Here is a 15,519-nt window from a genome sequence, read left to right as displayed (position 1 = left end):
CGGCCCGCCTGCTGCCCAGCGGTACCGTCCGGATCTGTCACCGCGGGCCCCGCACTGCGGCGACCAAACTTCGCTGGCACAAACTCGCGTCCATCAGCCTTCGGTGACAACACTCAAAGTTCAGCGACACAGGACACTCGCGGCCCACCCGCGCGCCGGAGACTTGGCTTCAAAATCGAACACAGCTTCTAATAGGGTCATGACTCGGCACTCTTTCCCGCGCGACCTCCTAGCAACGCAGACCGCCTGGTATGTCACATATGGGCGGCTGGCGAGCGACGATCACGGCGGGGCGGCGGAGCAGCGTCGCCTTCTGCTGCGGCTTTCACGGCGGATCGCCGCTCACGCCTTCTGGCAGAGCCCAGCAGGCACACCCGCGGCCCGCGTCGCGCTCAAGGAGCTGGCTCGCATTGAGGCCGGAGGAGAGCAGCCGTAAGCCGTTGTGCAACCGGGGAGCCTTTAGTGACAGTCCAGGTCGGCGGGCGACCGATGAGCGTCGTTTTACGGCGACGACGAATGACGACCGCAGGACGGTGGCAGATCGATCGCATGAAGAGATTTGTTGCTGCGACCGACCGAACCGTCCTGCTCCCCAGCAGCAGCGCGTGGAACAGCGATGCCCGGATGGTGAGCGACGCCTTGGACCTGATGCCCGCCCTACCCTGGCAGATCGCCGCCGAGCACATCCGCGGCTGCGTCACCACTGATCATCGGCCCGAAAAACCTCCGGGTACTGGTCCTTCCTGCTTACGTCCTTGAAGCGGCGTGGACCTGTCACTCCGGGCTCGCCCAAGCCACCGCCGGGGACGACAACTGGGCACATTTGGTCCGCGTACTGCCGGGCTACCTCGACGCCGTTCACGACGCTGACCTGCAAGGTCTCCTCGAAGCCCTGGAGAGAGTGCTCGCGGTGCTCAGCCTCGATCTACCTGCTGCCCGCCGGTTCGTATCCCATCTCGCGCTGGGGCTGGGAAGCAGCCCGGAAAAGCGAGCGGCGCTCGGTGAAGTCTTGGCGGCGTGGCGAAGAGCCGGAGTTGCCTGCTGACGCATGCCGGGTCCACGAAAGGTGGCTGCACGACCGAGTGGCACTCGTCAAACAGGTTCCACACTGGCCCACCCTGAACCGCAGGTGCGGGCGCGTGCCGAACGGCTCCTGTCCGTCATTTTCCGGGCCCGGTAGCAGCGCCCGCCGCACCCTCCAGATCGCAGAAACACGCCTGGAGGGAAGGTGGCCAAGTTCCGACCGTCCGCCCGGCCACGCGAAGACCCCCGGAATCACGTGATTCCGGGGGTCTTCGGCAGAGGTGCGGGAGGAGTCAGCTCTTGTCGGTCGGGGCGTCCGTGCGACGTCGCCGGACGGCGAAGAGGGCGCCGCCGCCGGCAGCGATCAAGGCGCCGGCGCCGCCGATCAGCCACGGGGTGGCGTCAGCACCGGTGTGTGCGAGCGCGCCCTCGGGGGCGGGAGCGGCGGTGCTCGACGTGGTCTCGTCGGCGGCCGGCGTCTCCGAGACGGACGGTGCCGGGGTGTCCTCGTCCTTGCCGGGCTTGTCCGGAGTGGGCTTGTGGCTCGGCTTGTCGGTGGGCTTGCCGGTCGGCTTCTCCGTGGGGGGCGGGGTGGGGGCGGTCTTGGCGTTGGTCGTAGTCACTGTCACCGGATCGCCCGGCTTGGCTTTGAACGTCTTCGAGGGCTTGTAGAGGTCGTAGCCCTCGGGCGCCCTCACCTGCTTAACCCAGAAGTCTGTGCCTGTGCGGGAGTTGACAGGCAGCTTCCCGGTGGCCGTGCCGTCGGGGCCCGTGGTCAGCGTGAGGATGGTCTTGGCCCCGCTACCGATGTTGACCGCGGATCCGGGCAGCAGCTTGCCGGTCTTGTCGTCCTTGGCTGTCAGCCGGACCGAGGCGTCCTTGAACGGGTCGACGATCGTGAGCGGTGTGTCCGTGCCGGGGGTGACGATGACGTCCTGGTCGTCGACCGTGTCGTGCAGCGGGCTGCCGCTGGAGACCTCCTTGAGGCGGTAGACGCCTGGCGCGAGGTCCTGAAAGGCGAGCTGCCCCTGGGTGTCGGTCCTGCCGCTGTCGGTCTCCTTGCCGGCAGAGTCGAAGAGGGCGAAGGAGGCTCCGGCGAGCACGTCGCCGCCGGGGTCCTTCTTCACGATGGCCACGCCGCCGGTCTCCGTCTCGGCTGCGTTGCGCGGGGCTGCGGACGTGGAGGCGGAGGGGCTGGGATCGGCGCTCTGGGCCGAGGCGGTCGGCGCCCAGGACAGGCCGCCGGTCACCGTGGCGGCGACGGCGACAGCGGCCGGAAGGGTTCGAGCGGAGCGGATGCGCAAGAAGGGACTCTCCGAGAAGACGCGCGGAGCGCGTGCGGGTGGATGACGTGGGTGGTGGTTCAGCGGGAGCGGTGCGGCGCCGGTCGTGCGGGGGCTGCGGGCGGGTTCGTCGAGCGGGACGGTGCGGTGATCGCGTAGCGTCGTGCGGCGCCGCGTGCGAGCTGCTGTTGCTGCTCGACGGGCAGCTGCTCGATGCTGGCCAGGCCCTGGGCGACGGTGAGACCGAAGGGTGATCCTGCGTCGAGTCCGGCGGCTTGGACGATCTGCGCGGCGGCCTCGGCTTCAGCGAGGATGCCGTAGGTGCTGGGGATGCCGAGCAGGTGCTCGGCATGGTCGCAGGCGCCGTCAAGGAGTTCGGTGAGCGGGACCTCGTCGTTCAAGCAGTCCTCGACAACGTCGAGGAGGGTCAGCGTGGCCTTGTGCAGCCGGTCGCGGAAGTCCGGATCAGTAAGCCAGAAGCCGTTCGGTCCCGGCGGCCGTGGCGGCGCCCGAACCGGAGAGACCGGCGGCGGTGGTCGTCGGTGGGACGGGAGCCAGCGAGGCGGTGGCATCCAGAACTCCTGTGGCGTGGCGGATGGTTAGCGGGTGCGAGGTGACGCCCCGGCGATGGATGTGGGGCGGGCGGCAGGCCGGAGGGCCGGTTGCGATGCTGCTGGCGGCGGGAACCACAGGTGGGCGTACTGCTCGATCGCGGTGCGCAGCCCCGTGCCGTCCGCGCCGTGCCACGCGGGCCCGCTGCTGTGCCAGTCGCGGATGACGGCGTAGCCGTCGCGGCCGGCCGACAGGCCCCGGGCAGCATCGCGGCGCTCGAAGGTGCCGTGGTCAGCGAAGCGGAGGATGGCGGTGTCGAGAACACCGTGGTCGGGGTGGATGACGCGCAGGCGTAGTCCGCCGTACTCGTCGCGGCGGATGGTCGGAGCGAAGTCGATCCGGAGCCGCGTCGGCGCGTTCGGCTGCGGCGCCGCGTACAAGGCGTTGCCGACGATGGCGTACTGGTGGAAGGGCAGTTCGAGGACATCGTCGAAGAACTGCTGTGCGTGCAGGGCCACGTGATCCTTCTGGGACAGGGGTGCGGGTGGTCAGCGGCGGGGGCCGGAGCTGCGGGCGGGCAGGGCCGCCGACGGGGTGGTCGTGGTGCTCCAGCGCGGAACGCTGTGCGTGGTCAGTGCGGGAGCCCTGCGGGGTGCGGTACGCCGGACGTCGAGGGGTGTGGGAACCGGAGGCGGCGGTGGCGTGACGGGTATGAGCTGGGCACGCTCGCGTAGGCCGCGCAGCATCTGGTTCTTCCAGCGTGGCAGTGGCGCGGGGTCGGACACGCTCTCGGTGATGGCCGTCAGCAACACGGTCGGGGTGTTCGTGGAGGCGGTGGCGTACCAGCCGGACGATTTCGGGCCGCCCCGCATGTACCAGCGGGCCTCAAGGGTGGTGAGTTCCTTCTCCGGATCGAGGCGGCCGGTGGCGAATTCGAGTCCGGCCATGCCGTCCGGGGTCTGCAGTTCCATGACGCCCCGCCGCGGGAGTGGCATCTTCCATCCCCTGTTGATCAGCGGGACGATCGCGTGGAAGGCGTCGAGTTGGGGATGGGCGGGATCGGGGCGGGCGAGGTAGCGCTCGGGCCCTTCTTGATAGGCCGACGCCAGAGCGGTGGTGAAGGCGGTGACGAACTCGGTGGGGCTCTGATCGTTGAAGCTGACGCCCCAGGTGGGCGGGCCGAAGTGGTCCTCGTAGGCGTTGATGCGCCACAGCCCGTCGTCGTCGCCTTCGGGCAGGTAGCCGAGGCGGATCTTGCGGTCGGGGGCGGTGACGTAGACGTTGCCGAGGTCGTAGTGGGTGATGTCCCAGCCGAGCGCGAGGAGGGGTTTAAGGGCCGGGTCGCCGGTGTAGGTACTGCCGGCGAGGTAGCGGGGGAAGACGTAGACGTCGCCGTCAACATCGGAAGCGGGATCGTTCAAGGGGCCATCCGGATAGGAGTCGGGGCGGCTGCACGCGGCAGGTCTAGGCGGGGGTGACCTGGACGGACAGGTGCCGGTACGCCTCGGTAGAGCGGGCGCGGGCGACCTTGGCGCTGGGTCCGGTGGTGATCAGGTAGCCGATGCGGGCGCTGAACATGTCGCCGCGCGGCGGCAGCACGAGGTGCTCGCCGACGTCGCGCGTGAAGGTGACGCGCTCAAGCCAGTCGCTGCACTCGGACAGCTCGGCGTCCATGCGGCGCTCGGTGAGAGTTCCGGAGTAGGCGGGGTAGATCAGCCGGATCGCCGCTGCCTGACTGCGCGTTGGGGTGAGGTCGGGCCGTACGCCACAGGCGATGTCGGCAGCGGCGCGGGCCAGGTCGACGCCGGTGGACAGGTGGACGAGGTGGCCGATCATGTCGCCGGCGAGACGCGCGTTGACCTCGATCAGTCGGGGGCGGCCGTCGACGATGCGGATCTCGACGTGGCTGACGCCGTCGGTGACGCCGACGGCGTCGAGGGCCGCGATGGCGACCGGTGCCACGGCGGGGAGCAGCGGGTCGTCTGCGTCGATCACGTGGGCCAGCTCCTCGAAGAAGGGCGGCATCCCGACGGTCTTGCGGGTGACGGCGACCACGGTCGTTAGCCCGTGATAGGTGACGCACCCGACGCTCACCTCCTCCCCGTCGAGGTATTCCTCGACCAGGACCTGGGTGCTCTCGACTCCGTGGCCGACGGTCTGCGCGGCAAAGGCGTACGCGGCGGTCAGTTCACGGGCGGTGTCGACGCGGATGACGCCCATGCTCGCAGCATGCGCGGCGGGCTTGAGGACGACGGGATAGCCGATCAGAGCGGCGGCGTCGGCGGCCTCCTGCTCGGTGCGCACACCCACGGATACGGCAGAGGGCACCCCGTGGCGGGCGAACAGCGTGCGTGACGTGTGCTTGTTGCGGCAGCCCTGGAGTGCTTCCGGGGTCGTGGTGTTCAGGCCGAGCTGGCGGGCGAGCCGGGCGACGGGGACGAGGTACCACTCGGTCCACGTCATCACGCCAGCCAGCTCGTAGCGCTCGGCGAGGTCGCGCCCGGCCGCGTTCAGTGCGGCCTGGTCGGTGGGGTCGGCGACCGCGTAGTCGAGGAGGAACTCCTTCTCCCAGGTCGGTTCGGCGCCGGATATCAGCACGACGTCGTAGTGGGCGCGGACGCTTTCGAGGCAACACGCCCCGATACGCGTGTGCCTCCATATCGGCGGCTGCGACGACCAGGACGACGGGACGAGGGGACAACAAGGCTCCAAACAAGGGCAGGACGGGCGAGGTTGGCGGCATGCGGGCGGGAATCAGGGGGTACGGCGGCGCCGCAGCTCGAAGGCGGAGGCCCAGTGGGGGTGGTCCGCAATCAGCTTCCGGGCGTACAGGGCGGTGAAGTTGTTGTTCAGACCGCGCCCACCCGAAGGCAGCTGCCAGCGCAGGTCCTCAAACAGCGCCTTCAGCCCGACTCGGGTTGCTCCGGCCGCGATCCGGTCGGCGGCCAGACGCTCCAGCGCCCGGTAGACGTACGGGTGCTCGGCGTCGAACGCGAGGAACCGGTCCACCAGCGTGGGCCTCGATCCTGCGCGAAACGACGGTCGGGATATCGGCAGGACCAGCTGGCCGGCCGGGGCGTGCGGCGTGCGCATGGGGCGTTCTCCTGGAGTGAGCGGAGTGACAAGGAGGGTCAGGCGAAAGAGGTGCGCAGGGCGGAGGTCGCACGCAGCCGGGCGAAGGCGGTGAACAGGCCGGCGGCCTGAAGTACGGCGCAGAGCGTGATGACGTGGCCGAGTTGGGCGGGCGCTACGACGGCGACGAGGACGCCGGCGAGCGGGAAGGGCAGCAGCAGCACCAAGATCGTGAGGGAGAGGGTGGCGCCGAACACCTCCGCGGGGATGAGGTGGGAGCGCAGGGTGCGCAGCACGACGGTCACGCCGCCTTCGCCGGCCATGAGGACGGCGATCAGGGTGAGATAGGCGTGGTAGGTGCTGGCGAAGGAGACGGCCAGGCACCCGGTGGCGGCGATCGTGGCGGATACGGCACCGACCGGCCACAGCCCGAAGCGGTCGATCGCCCGGCGGCACAGGACGACGGCGCCGAGTGAGGCGACGGCGGCGATGGACCAGACGAATCCGACGTCAGCCGTGGAGTGGCCGAATTCCTTGACGATGATCACCGGGGCGGCGGCCTGCAGCAGACCGACGGCGAGGTTGGACACGGTCAGTCCGGCGACCAGCCAGCCCAGCGCCGGCAGTGCCCGCAGCGTGGACCAGCCGGTGCGCAGCCCCTTGGAGACGGGCTGCACCGCGGCAGCCTTCTCCCGGCGGTTCTGACGTGGGACGAGGAGGCTGGTGAACAGGGAGAAGACGGCGATCACCGTCAGCATCCCGCTCGCACCGGCCCACTGGAGCAGCAGGCCGGCCAGCGCCGGGCCGGACAGGGTGGCGACCTGGTCGATACCGAGCAGCACCGACTGCACCTGGTGCGCGCGGTCGACGGCCTCGCGGCTGGCGACGCCGCCCGCGGTCTCGGCCGCGATGTACGCGCACTCGGTGAGGATCCCGGTGGACGCGGCCAGCGCCATGACGGTAACCGTCGCCCCGAGTCCCGTCTCCTGCGTCGGCAGGAGGAGCGCGGCGGCCAGGACCACTAGGGCTCGCGCCACGGAGGCGAAGCGGAGCACGGTGGTCGTGCCGTGGCGGTCCACCAGGGCCCCGGCGAAGGCGAAAGCTCCCAGGCGTGGGATCCACTCCAGCGCGAAGGCCAGTCCGGTCAGCGCGGCGGAGTTGGTGGTGGCCAGGACCAGCAGCGGTATGCCGTACGTCGTCATGGCGAACGCGGCGGCGTCCGTGCTGCGCGGCAGGTAGATGCCGCGCAGCACAGTGGGGACCGGGCGGCGGGCATGCCGCGGTCCGACACGGGAGCTCACGCAGCGCGCCCCGCTCCCAACGCCTCCTCGTGCGAGGAGCCGATGCCGGCACGGTTCCGGACGCGGGGATGCGCCTGCAGAAACTCGGTGACGACCTGGTGGGGGGCCGACGGCTCAAGACTCGAGACGCCCGCCTGCGGGCCGCGGCTGGTCAGCTGGAGGGTGTGCTGGACACGGGTGACGAAGTCGACGGTGGTGTCGGGGAAGTGGCGGGCGCGGGCCCAGCGGGCCACGGTGTCGTACACCTCGGCGAGGTCCTCGCCGCTCGCGGTGAGCCGGTAGCGATTCAGTGCCTGTTCGTCGGCGTGGACCAGGCCGAGGTCGCGGGCGGTGTCGATGGCGTGGCGCAGCTGTCCGGGGGTGAGGTCGCCGAAGGCGCCCTGGAGGCTGCCCTTCTGGTGGCTGATGGGGCCGTTGTCGTCGATCTCGGTGATCAGGCGGATCAGACTCGGCAGGGTCAGGGTGCGGATCGCGCGGTGTTCGTGCTGGAGGTTCTCGGGCCGGGAGCCGGTCATCGGCGCGGGCCTCCTGCCGGGGAGATCGGGCGGGCGGGTATCTGGTGGGAGAAGAGGTCGCCGGGCTGCCATGCCGGGCCGTTGGGGGCCGTGGTGGCCAGGGCGGGACGGGCTGCTGGCGCGGCCGGAACGGCCGGTGTCGGGAGGCGAGTCGGGGTGGTCGCCCACGGGCCGGAACGGTTCTGTGACGGGGCGGCGCCCTGCCCCCGGAGCCGACGGGTGTCGGTCTCCGGGGACGGGGCGGTGGCCCATGCGGAGATCGCCTGGAAGACGGGGGCGAGTCCCTGGCCGCTGGCGGTCAGCTGGTAGCCACCGGCCCCGCTGGCCACCACGAGGCCGTCGTCGACGAGGCGCTCCAGGGGCTTGTAGACGGCGGTCAACCCGTAGCCGGGCATGGCTTCGGAGGCCAGGGTCTTCGCGGTCGCGGTGCCCCGGGCCTGCAGCGGGAACAGGATCGGGGTTGCGTGCCGCGGCGCGAGCAGAGCGACGGTGTCGTCGATGTTCTGCGCCGGCGCGATCCGCTCGGGCTCCATCTCGCCGGTGCGCTTGTCGGCCACCAGCTCCTTCTCCAGGTACTTGTCGCCCCAGGAAGCGATCACAGCAAGGACGGGCAGCAGGGCCACGCCGCGGCTGGTGAGGCCGTAGGTGACGTGGCGCGGGGCGTACTCCGTGCGCTCGACCACGCCCGCGCTGGTGAGGTGACGCAGCCGGGGGTGAAGCTGGCCGTCCGCCAGCCACGGCAGCCTCGGCTTGAACTCGGCGTAGCGCAGCGGCTGGGAGGAGATGGTCATCAGCACCCACACGCTCCAGCGCGGAGCGAGCAGGTCCAGGGTCTTGGTGACGCCCAAGAGGTCGTTCGGTGCGGCGGAGGGCGGCGCGGTGGTGGCCAAGAGAAGGGCTCCTCAAGCGGTGCGGGTAGGGCAGCGGGTGCGGGAGGTGGTCGCCGTCGGAGCGGCGGGTACCGGCGCGGCCGGCGCGTGGGTCGGGGCAGTCACTCGACGCAGGCCGCCCAGGACCGCGCTGGTGCTCTTGGCGTAGGCATCGCGGGTGGCGACGGACTCGGCGAGACGCCGTGCGCAGTCGAGGATGTGGCCGGCGTCGAACCGGTCGATCTCCCGTTCGGGAGCGGTGAGTTCACGCAGGCGCTCCAGCTGGAAGTCGATGTTGCGTTCGGCGAGGGCCAGATCGCCGTGGTTGCCGGTCAGGGCCGCGAGCAGGCTGGCCTCGGGGGTGGCATCGGCGAGGACTTCGAGGTCTGCGAGCGGCTGTGCGTACAGCGCCTCGATGCGCTGGGCGACGAGCTGGGAGGCGGCGTGGGACGGAATGTCGGGTGGGGGCAATCGACGGGCTTTCAGGGACGTCGCCTCCGCACTGCCGCGGCGCGGGATGCGGCCGGGGCCAGCGGAGCGGTGGCGGTGATCTTGGGGCTCAACTGGACCTCTGAGACTGGTGCTTGAGTCGGGGCCGGCAGGGTGCGCAGCAGCTCGTCGAGTGCGACGGTGTAGCCGTCCCGGCCGGCCAGAGCCGCCTCCAGCCACTCCGCGTCCCAGCCCAGGTCCTCGGCGGACAGGTCGTCCACGTTCCCGTCGGTGGCCGGCGCGGTGTGGATGCGGTCCCGGACGCGGGCCACCTGCTCCTCGGCGACGGCGAGGAAGCTGCGCAGTTCCAGCGCCCGCTGGAGCGCGGCACTGGCCTCGCCCCGGGCTGCCTGGGCGTACAGCTCGGCCACTTCGGTGCCGAACGCGTCCTGCAGTGCTCGATCGCGGCTGGTGGACTTGTCTATGACGCTCACCGGGCGGCTCCGCGTGCGGGTGTGGCCGGTGTCCGGGGCAGCGTGGGCGCGGCGGTCGGGAGGGCCGGTGCGCGACGCGCGGCAGGGGAGGTGCCGCGCCCCACGCCGGGTCCGCGTTTGCCGGGTGCGTTGGGGTCCAGGAGGTAGTTCACGACCATGGCCCGTCCGTCGCGGGAGGCGACGGCCGCGTTGACCTGGTGGGCCAGCTCCATGACGGAGTCGTCGAGTACCTCGGGCCGCTGGGCTCCCAGAGCCTGGACGAGCGCGTCCTCCGCGGTGTCGAGTGCCTGCTGCGTCTGGGCGAGCAGGCCGTGCCAGTGCACGACATCGGTGGCCTCGGGGTTGGCGTCCGGTGCCGCCGTCACGGCGCGGCGCAGATCGGCGAGGGGCATCTGGAAGCGCTCCTCGATGCGCTCGGTGATGACACCCATCACGTCGTCGCTGGCGGGCATGGGAGGGGTCTCCTTTCATTTGCGTCTGGGGCGGGATTTCCGCACCGGCAGCTCCGGCGCGGAATGCGGGAGTGCTTTCGGGCGGGTCAGTCGAGGCACATAGGGACGTCCCGGTGGACGTACGTCCCGGACACCCAGCCCGTGATTCCCGTGGTCTTGTCAGTGATGTAGCGCCAGTTCCCGCTGCTTCTGTGGACGGTGAACTGGTGGACGCGGTAGAGCACACCGATGCCGGCGGACTTCGTAGTCGCCTTGGCGCGGATCATCACCGCCTTGGCGTGCATGGCGTACGGCAGCGTGCTGGTCGGGCAGCTGGCGATGGTGGTGGCCGCGCTGGCGGCGTGAGCAGAGCCGATCGGGAGGGCGAGAGCGCCCACTGCAGCGGCGGACATCGCTATGCGGCGTGCACGCATGGGGAAATGACCTCCGGGCCGTCGAATGGGAATGCGGAAACAGCCCCGGGCAGATGCCGTGCGGGCTGAGAACAAGAGTCCGGAGAATCCCCGGTTTCGGTAACCGGGGATTGCGTGCTACATTCCGCGCCATCTCGCACACGGCAGCCGCAATTGCATCGGAGCCTGCCAGGCAAATACGTCCGCGTTAGTGGGAGTTCAGCGGCTGGGCCCGCGCGGCGGGGTGGGGCGGGCCGGCAGGCCGGGGACGGCGGTGGTGTGCCGGGTCGCCGGCGAGGCCGTCGGCAGCGGCGGCTCATCGCCGTTCCAGTGCGCCTCCCACCACTGCGTGGCGGCCTCGAAGGTCTGAAAGCCGCCCTCGCGAAGGGTGTGCGTCCACGCGGTGGTGTCGGCCACTTCGAGGAGCACGCGATAGGGCATGGCCGCCTTCTCGTCCATGGCGCGGAGCATCACCGTGGTCTGCATTGGGTCGCTGTCGTCGTCGGTGTAGCTGACTCCGTAGGCGAAGTGATCGCCGTCGCTGCGCAGCCGCTGTTCGAGGACACGGGTGGCTTCGTCCGCCGCGGCGGTGCCCATACCCTCGGGCAGGAGGATCTTCTCCTCGGGGCAGCCGCGGGCGATCAGCCAGGACTGGGCCATGGACGGCAGCGGCAGCATCTTGTGGTCGAACTGGTAGCTGCGCGCGACCGGGTCGCGTTTGAGGTGCAGGGCGACGAGCTGCGGCTCCCCGGGGATCCCCCACGTGACGGCACCGTTGTGCATCACGTAGAAACTGTGCTCGGCATCGTCGCTGTGGTGCTCGGCGAGGACGGTCATCATGTCCTGCTCCTTGCCGATATGCCCCCAGAACTGATCGGCGACATGGTCGTTGACGGCCTCGTATCCGTCGAGGCGGAAGTCGGGGTGATAGCTGGACATCGGTGCTTTCGGTCGTGGCGCCTTGGGTTCCGTGCGCGCGGCGCGCAGACGCCGTTCAGCGGTGGGGAGCGGAGGCGGAGAAGACGGTCGGCGGCAGTTGCGCGGGCGTGGTGCCGGGCGGGCTGGAACGCCGCGGTGCGGTCAGCACGCTGCGGCCGGCATCGGTGAGGGTGACGGGCTGCCCGGCCTGCACCGGGTGCGAGATGTCGCGCGCCACCAGGCCCAGCGCCTCCAGATGCTGCAGCTGGGCGTAGGAGATGCGGGTACGCGCCGGAGTCGCCACCGCGAGGCGGTGGGTGACCAGGTGTTCATGCAGCTTGGCGCCCTGGGCGATGGCGAGCAGTGCCGCGATGTCCTTCGTCGCGACCTGTAGCGGCGCCTGCCGAGAAGCGACGGCTTCGATGGGCTCCAGCACGGCAGCTGCTGCGGTCTGCTTCGCGTCACGGACGGCGGCGGCCGTCGCCAGCTGATCGAGGGTGCGCTGGATTCTGGCGAACAGAGCCTGATCCACCGGCAGATCGCTGGAGGCAAGACGAGCAAGGCGGACGCGATGGAAAGCGACGTCCCGCTCGGCGGCCACCAGGTCGCGGTGGGCCATGGCCAAGGCGGCGTGTGCCGAGTCGAGGAGTCCGCCGTCGCTGTGCCGGTGCAGCTCTTGGACGCCGTACCCCACGGCGGTCTCGATGCGCTGGTCGAGGGCGGTGGGTGTGTGCTGGTCGGACAGGGGTGAGGTCATGGCGGTGCCATCTCTGGGCCCGGTGCGAGCGCGTCCAGGTCGACGCGGACATCGACGTACGGGCCGTCGCGGCTGTGCCGGGTCGGCCCGAGCCGGCCGAGGAGTCGGAGCATGGGCGCGTTGGAGGCGTGCACGAAGGCGGCCAGGGTGTGGCCGCCTCGCGTACGAGCCAAGAGCGCGGCCTGCCAGGCCACCGCGGTGCCGATGCCCTGACGGTGACGGTGGTCGACGACCTGCAGCCCCAGATCGAAGACGCCCGGCTCCCGGCTGACCGGACCGACACAGACCAGGGCCAGTGGCCGCTCGTCCGCGCCGAGCCCGACCCAGCACTGCGTGTGGCCGAGCAGCTGGGACAGGTCGCGCGGGGTGATGCGGGTGCGGCCCCAGCGGCGCAGCAGGTTCTGCTCGGAGCACTGCGCGTGGAAGTCGGCGACCAGGTCCCAGTCCGCCTTCGTCACCTGTCGGCTCTGCGCGAGGGCCGGGTGTCTCAGCAGGAGCAGGACGGCCGGGCGGCCAGCAGGTCGGAACGCCGGTAGGCCCGGTAGCGGCTGCCGTCGCCAGCACGAGGCTTGCGGGACTGCACCCCGTAGCCGCGCAGAAGCAGGCCCAGCCGTAGCGGGGTGAGGTCGGCGTAGCGCCAGCGCCCATCGGCCTGTCCGGGCAGATCACGCAGGCGCTTGACCAGCTCCGCAGTGCTCACGTACTCCGGGGCGCCCTCATCTTCGAAGACGGTCAGGCACGCGTGGACGATCGTCCGCGGGCTGCTGGGGCAGGACAGGAACTCCTCGCAGGTGTCCCCGTGAAGATCGTCGAGGTCGTCCGGCTCATTGAATCCGTCGATGCCTTCGAAGTCAGGGTCGAAGTCGGGTGCCTCATCGTCCCATGGTTCGTACGCGTCCTCGGGGACAGGCTCGTAGGAGGCGGCGCAGCAGCACGCCGTCGACAGCAGCGCACTCAGCTCGGCACCGGCTGCCATCCGTTCGACCAGCAGGTCGGTGAGGGTGGTCAACTGCTCGGCGGGAGAGACACCGGGAAGCTCGGCGTCAGTGAACTCGCCAAGCTGCCGGTCGAGTTCCTGAACCTCGGTGAAAGCGTCGAGGATGGCGCGGTGGTGCGGGTTCTCGGTGACCTGGGCTGGCGCCAGTACGGCGGCGGCGACCTGGTCGATCAGGGTGGGGAACGTCAACGGGCGGGGCCCTTCAGGGTTGGGGGCAGTGCGGGTTGTGGTAGGCCGGGCACCGCGTAAGGAGGCGGTCCCGGTTTGGGGGCGGGCTGGCGCGTGCCGAGCTGCGGCGAGCGGGTGCGCGCCGCGTGGGTGCGCTCGCTCAGCGGGCGCCGGCGGATGCCGAGGCGAGTCCGGGCGGCGTCGTACACGTCGTGCGCCTCGCGTGGGCGCACGGCCACGACGTGTATCTCGGTGGTGAGCGTGGAGGTCGCAGGCGCGGGCCGCTGGGCGTAGACGATCCGCCAGGCATTGCGGTGATCGACGTAGACCTTGCGGCATCCGGCCAGGTCGCGGGTCAGCTTGGTGCCGGACAGGCGGGCGTTGACGATGTCCTGGAGCTGGGCGAGGGCCAGGTCTCGGATATCGACGGGGGCTTGGAGGAGGTCGGTCAGGGCGCGTGGGTCGAAGGACAGGCCGTACTGCGGCCGGTCCTCGCGGCCGGTCATCCGCTTGCCTGGCCCGGCGCGCCGGGCTCCTCGCGCTCCTCGGGCTCCTCGGCGCTGGTGGTGCGGTTCGAGGGACGAGGGCCGGGCAACACCCGGTGCGCGGGCCGGTCCGGATCGGTCATGCACGCGGACAGCGGCCCGCCGGCCGCCCGGACGGTCGCCATGGCGTGGGTAAGGAAGTCCCGGTGCCACACGAACAGGCCGGACAGTCCGGCTTCGGCGTCTTTGTGCTGCTGGTAGGCGAGCCACAGGGCGTGCAGCCAGGCAACGACGTCTTCGTGCTCCTGCCACTGCTCACACCACGGCGCGGCGGTGGTGACCTCCGCGCCGTAGACACGCACCAGGAAGTCGTCGACCCAGTCCGACAGGGCATCGAGTTCATCCTCGTACTCCTCGTCCTCCAGCTCGAGGATCGGGCGTGGCTCGGGCGGAGCCGGCGCAGCAGGCAGGCCCGCGAACCCCGGCAGGCCATAGGCACCGAAGGGTGAGTCCGGGGGTGGCGGTGCGGCGGAGAGGGTGTCGATCTGCCGGTCGTGATCGGCGAATCGGGCCGTCAGTTTGGCGACGTCCGCCTGGATGCTCGCCAGACCGGCCTCCGGCACGCGGACCGGCTCCAGTTCCCCCTCCTCCGGAAGGGGGTGGGAATCGGGCGTGTGGGCCGGTTCCGTCCCCGCGTCCTCCGGGGGGTTTATGGATTCAGGCACGAAAAGGGGCCTCCTTGAGCCGCAGCCATAGGGCGTTGATTGCGGCTCCAACCATCCGGAGAATCCCCGGTTTCGGTAACCGGGACTTCGCTGCTATGAAGCTGCGCGCGGCGTAGCCAAGACATACAGAGGCCGGGCTTCAACGCCACGCCCCGCGCAGCTGGATCACCCTCAGACGGTGAGGGTGAAATCGTCCTGGGAAAGGGTCTGTTGCAGCGTTTCGGTGAGACGGTCGGAAACTGGCGGAGTGCCGGTATTGCACTCGTGCGGTATTCCTCGGTGCCACTGGCGCTACGTTGGCACCGGCAGGCCCGTCACCGGACTGCACGATGAAATCTGCGGGCTGTCCCGCAACAGGAGTGTTAGCTGGCTGAGTTGTCCAGGTTGAGTTGGTGGTGAACCACGTCGTGGGCGACCTCCGGGAGGGGGAGGTTGTGAGTAAAGGCGTAGGCCCGCAGGCGGACGAGCGCTTCGTTGAGGGAGACGTCGAGTAGGACGGTCAGGGCTCCGGTTGCCTGGTGGATGATGGCGCGGTGCAGAGGCAACGGGTCGTCACTGCCCATGTCGTGGATGCCGTGGGGTGTAGTGAGGATCGCGATGGTGCCTTCGGCGAGCGCGAGAAGACCGCTCATCTGGGAGCGAGTGAGTGGGCCGGCGATGCTGCGATGACCGGTCAGAACGCCGAGCCGGACTGCACCCAAGTTCAGAGGAACGGCGAAAGCGGCGCGTGGGGGCTTCTGCTGGGTGGCGGCCAGCAGGGCGGGCCATCGGTGTTCGGGCACGGTGTGCAGGTCGGGGACGAGGACGGGGACGCCCGTGCGGACGGCGTCCAGCGTGAGGCCCTCGCCGAGGGTGTACTGGAGATCTTCGAAGGCGATCGCAACACTGTCGTCCGGGTCGTACCAGACGAGCTCGAGTCCGGAGTCGTCGAGCAGGCAGAGCGTGAGGCTGTCGAGGCCGAGCGCGGTCGCGCAGGAGCTGGACGAGAGCGCGCTCAGGCCCTCGCCGGTCCGGGTGGCGGCAGCGATGAGGCCGGGGATATCGGGGCTGTCAGCGGGCACCGCGGGTACTCCTTGGCTGAAGTGCG

At 70.4% G+C, this 15,519-nt stretch carries 20 protein-coding genes; all 20 read right to left on the bottom strand.

The window, feature by feature from the left end; genetic code table 11:
* Positions 1-1,316: 1,316 nt before the first annotated feature.
* Positions 1,317-2,327: an MSCRAMM family protein gene (locus N5I75_RS33210; protein ID WP_476683782.1), complete on the bottom strand. Its 1,011-nt coding sequence runs from the start codon at positions 2,325-2,327 to the stop codon at positions 1,317-1,319.
* 59 nt (positions 2,328-2,386) lie between these two features.
* Complete coding sequence (locus tag N5I75_RS33205; protein WP_476683780.1) at positions 2,387-2,878, bottom strand: hypothetical protein; 492 nt, start codon at positions 2,876-2,878, stop codon at positions 2,387-2,389.
* A gap of 27 nt (positions 2,879-2,905) precedes the next feature.
* Complete coding sequence (locus tag N5I75_RS33200) at positions 2,906-3,376, bottom strand: hypothetical protein (protein ID WP_476683778.1); 471 nt, start codon at positions 3,374-3,376, stop codon at positions 2,906-2,908.
* A gap of 30 nt (positions 3,377-3,406) precedes the next feature.
* Complete coding sequence (locus N5I75_RS33195; protein WP_476683776.1) at positions 3,407-4,279, bottom strand: SPDY domain-containing protein; 873 nt, start codon at positions 4,277-4,279, stop codon at positions 3,407-3,409.
* A 43-nt stretch (positions 4,280-4,322) separates the two neighbouring features.
* Positions 4,323-5,456 (bottom strand): ATP-grasp domain-containing protein, encoded by a 1,134-nt coding sequence (locus N5I75_RS33190; protein ID WP_476683774.1) that lies wholly within the window; start codon positions 5,454-5,456, stop codon positions 4,323-4,325.
* 156 nt (positions 5,457-5,612) lie between these two features.
* The gene (locus tag N5I75_RS33185) at positions 5,613-5,951 is read right to left on the bottom strand and encodes a hypothetical protein (protein ID WP_476683772.1); all 339 of its coding nucleotides are present in this window, start codon (positions 5,949-5,951) and stop codon (positions 5,613-5,615) included.
* Between the two features lie 38 nt (positions 5,952-5,989).
* Positions 5,990-7,231: an MFS transporter gene (locus N5I75_RS33180; protein WP_476683770.1), complete on the bottom strand. Its 1,242-nt coding sequence runs from the start codon at positions 7,229-7,231 to the stop codon at positions 5,990-5,992.
* Positions 7,228-7,746 carry a hypothetical protein gene (locus N5I75_RS33175; RefSeq protein ID WP_476683768.1) on the bottom strand — a complete coding sequence of 173 codons (519 nt, stop codon included), beginning with the start codon at positions 7,744-7,746 and terminating at the stop codon, positions 7,228-7,230. Before N5I75_RS33175 ends, N5I75_RS33180 begins: the two co-directional genes overlap by 4 nt.
* A complete protein-coding gene (locus N5I75_RS33170) occupies positions 7,743-8,636 on the bottom strand; it encodes a winged helix-turn-helix transcriptional regulator (protein WP_476683765.1) in 894 nt (297 codons plus the stop codon). Before N5I75_RS33170 ends, N5I75_RS33175 begins: the two co-directional genes overlap by 4 nt.
* A gap of 12 nt (positions 8,637-8,648) precedes the next feature.
* Complete coding sequence (locus N5I75_RS33165; RefSeq protein WP_476683763.1) at positions 8,649-9,086, bottom strand: hypothetical protein; 438 nt, start codon at positions 9,084-9,086, stop codon at positions 8,649-8,651.
* An 11-nt stretch (positions 9,087-9,097) separates the two neighbouring features.
* Positions 9,098-9,538 carry a hypothetical protein gene (locus N5I75_RS33160; protein WP_476683761.1) on the bottom strand — a complete coding sequence of 147 codons (441 nt, stop codon included), beginning with the start codon at positions 9,536-9,538 and terminating at the stop codon, positions 9,098-9,100.
* On the bottom strand, positions 9,535-9,990 hold the full coding sequence (locus tag N5I75_RS33155) for a hypothetical protein (RefSeq protein ID WP_476683759.1): 456 nt from the start codon (positions 9,988-9,990) through the stop codon (positions 9,535-9,537). Before N5I75_RS33155 ends, N5I75_RS33160 begins: the two co-directional genes overlap by 4 nt.
* An 86-nt stretch (positions 9,991-10,076) precedes the next feature.
* The gene (locus N5I75_RS33150) at positions 10,077-10,403 is read right to left on the bottom strand and encodes an SH3 domain-containing protein (protein WP_476683757.1); all 327 of its coding nucleotides are present in this window, start codon (positions 10,401-10,403) and stop codon (positions 10,077-10,079) included.
* A 198-nt stretch (positions 10,404-10,601) separates the two neighbouring features.
* Complete coding sequence (locus N5I75_RS33145; RefSeq protein WP_476683755.1) at positions 10,602-11,321, bottom strand: hypothetical protein; 720 nt, start codon at positions 11,319-11,321, stop codon at positions 10,602-10,604.
* A 55-nt stretch (positions 11,322-11,376) separates the two neighbouring features.
* Positions 11,377-12,057: a hypothetical protein gene (locus N5I75_RS33140; protein ID WP_476683753.1), complete on the bottom strand. Its 681-nt coding sequence runs from the start codon at positions 12,055-12,057 to the stop codon at positions 11,377-11,379.
* On the bottom strand, positions 12,054-12,515 hold the full coding sequence (locus N5I75_RS33135; protein WP_476683751.1) for an N-acetyltransferase family protein: 462 nt from the start codon (positions 12,513-12,515) through the stop codon (positions 12,054-12,056). Before N5I75_RS33135 ends, N5I75_RS33140 begins: the two co-directional genes overlap by 4 nt.
* Positions 12,516-12,544: 29 nt before the next feature.
* Positions 12,545-13,243 carry a DUF3631 domain-containing protein gene (locus tag N5I75_RS33130; RefSeq protein ID WP_476683749.1) on the bottom strand — a complete coding sequence of 233 codons (699 nt, stop codon included), beginning with the start codon at positions 13,241-13,243 and terminating at the stop codon, positions 12,545-12,547.
* The gene (locus N5I75_RS33125; RefSeq protein WP_476683747.1) at positions 13,240-13,728 is read right to left on the bottom strand and encodes a hypothetical protein; all 489 of its coding nucleotides are present in this window, start codon (positions 13,726-13,728) and stop codon (positions 13,240-13,242) included. The genes N5I75_RS33130 and N5I75_RS33125 overlap by 4 nt, the downstream gene beginning before the upstream one ends.
* Complete coding sequence (locus N5I75_RS33120; RefSeq protein ID WP_150167986.1) at positions 13,725-14,432, bottom strand: DUF4913 domain-containing protein; 708 nt, start codon at positions 14,430-14,432, stop codon at positions 13,725-13,727. Before N5I75_RS33120 ends, N5I75_RS33125 begins: the two co-directional genes overlap by 4 nt.
* 362 nt (positions 14,433-14,794) lie before the next feature.
* Positions 14,795-15,493: a GAF and ANTAR domain-containing protein gene (locus tag N5I75_RS33115; protein WP_476683743.1), complete on the bottom strand. Its 699-nt coding sequence runs from the start codon at positions 15,491-15,493 to the stop codon at positions 14,795-14,797.
* Between the last annotated feature and the right edge of the window lie 26 nt (positions 15,494-15,519).

This window comes from Streptomyces sp. R818, from assembly GCF_056172735.1.
This window is presented reverse-complemented; position numbering and strand designations above follow the sequence as displayed.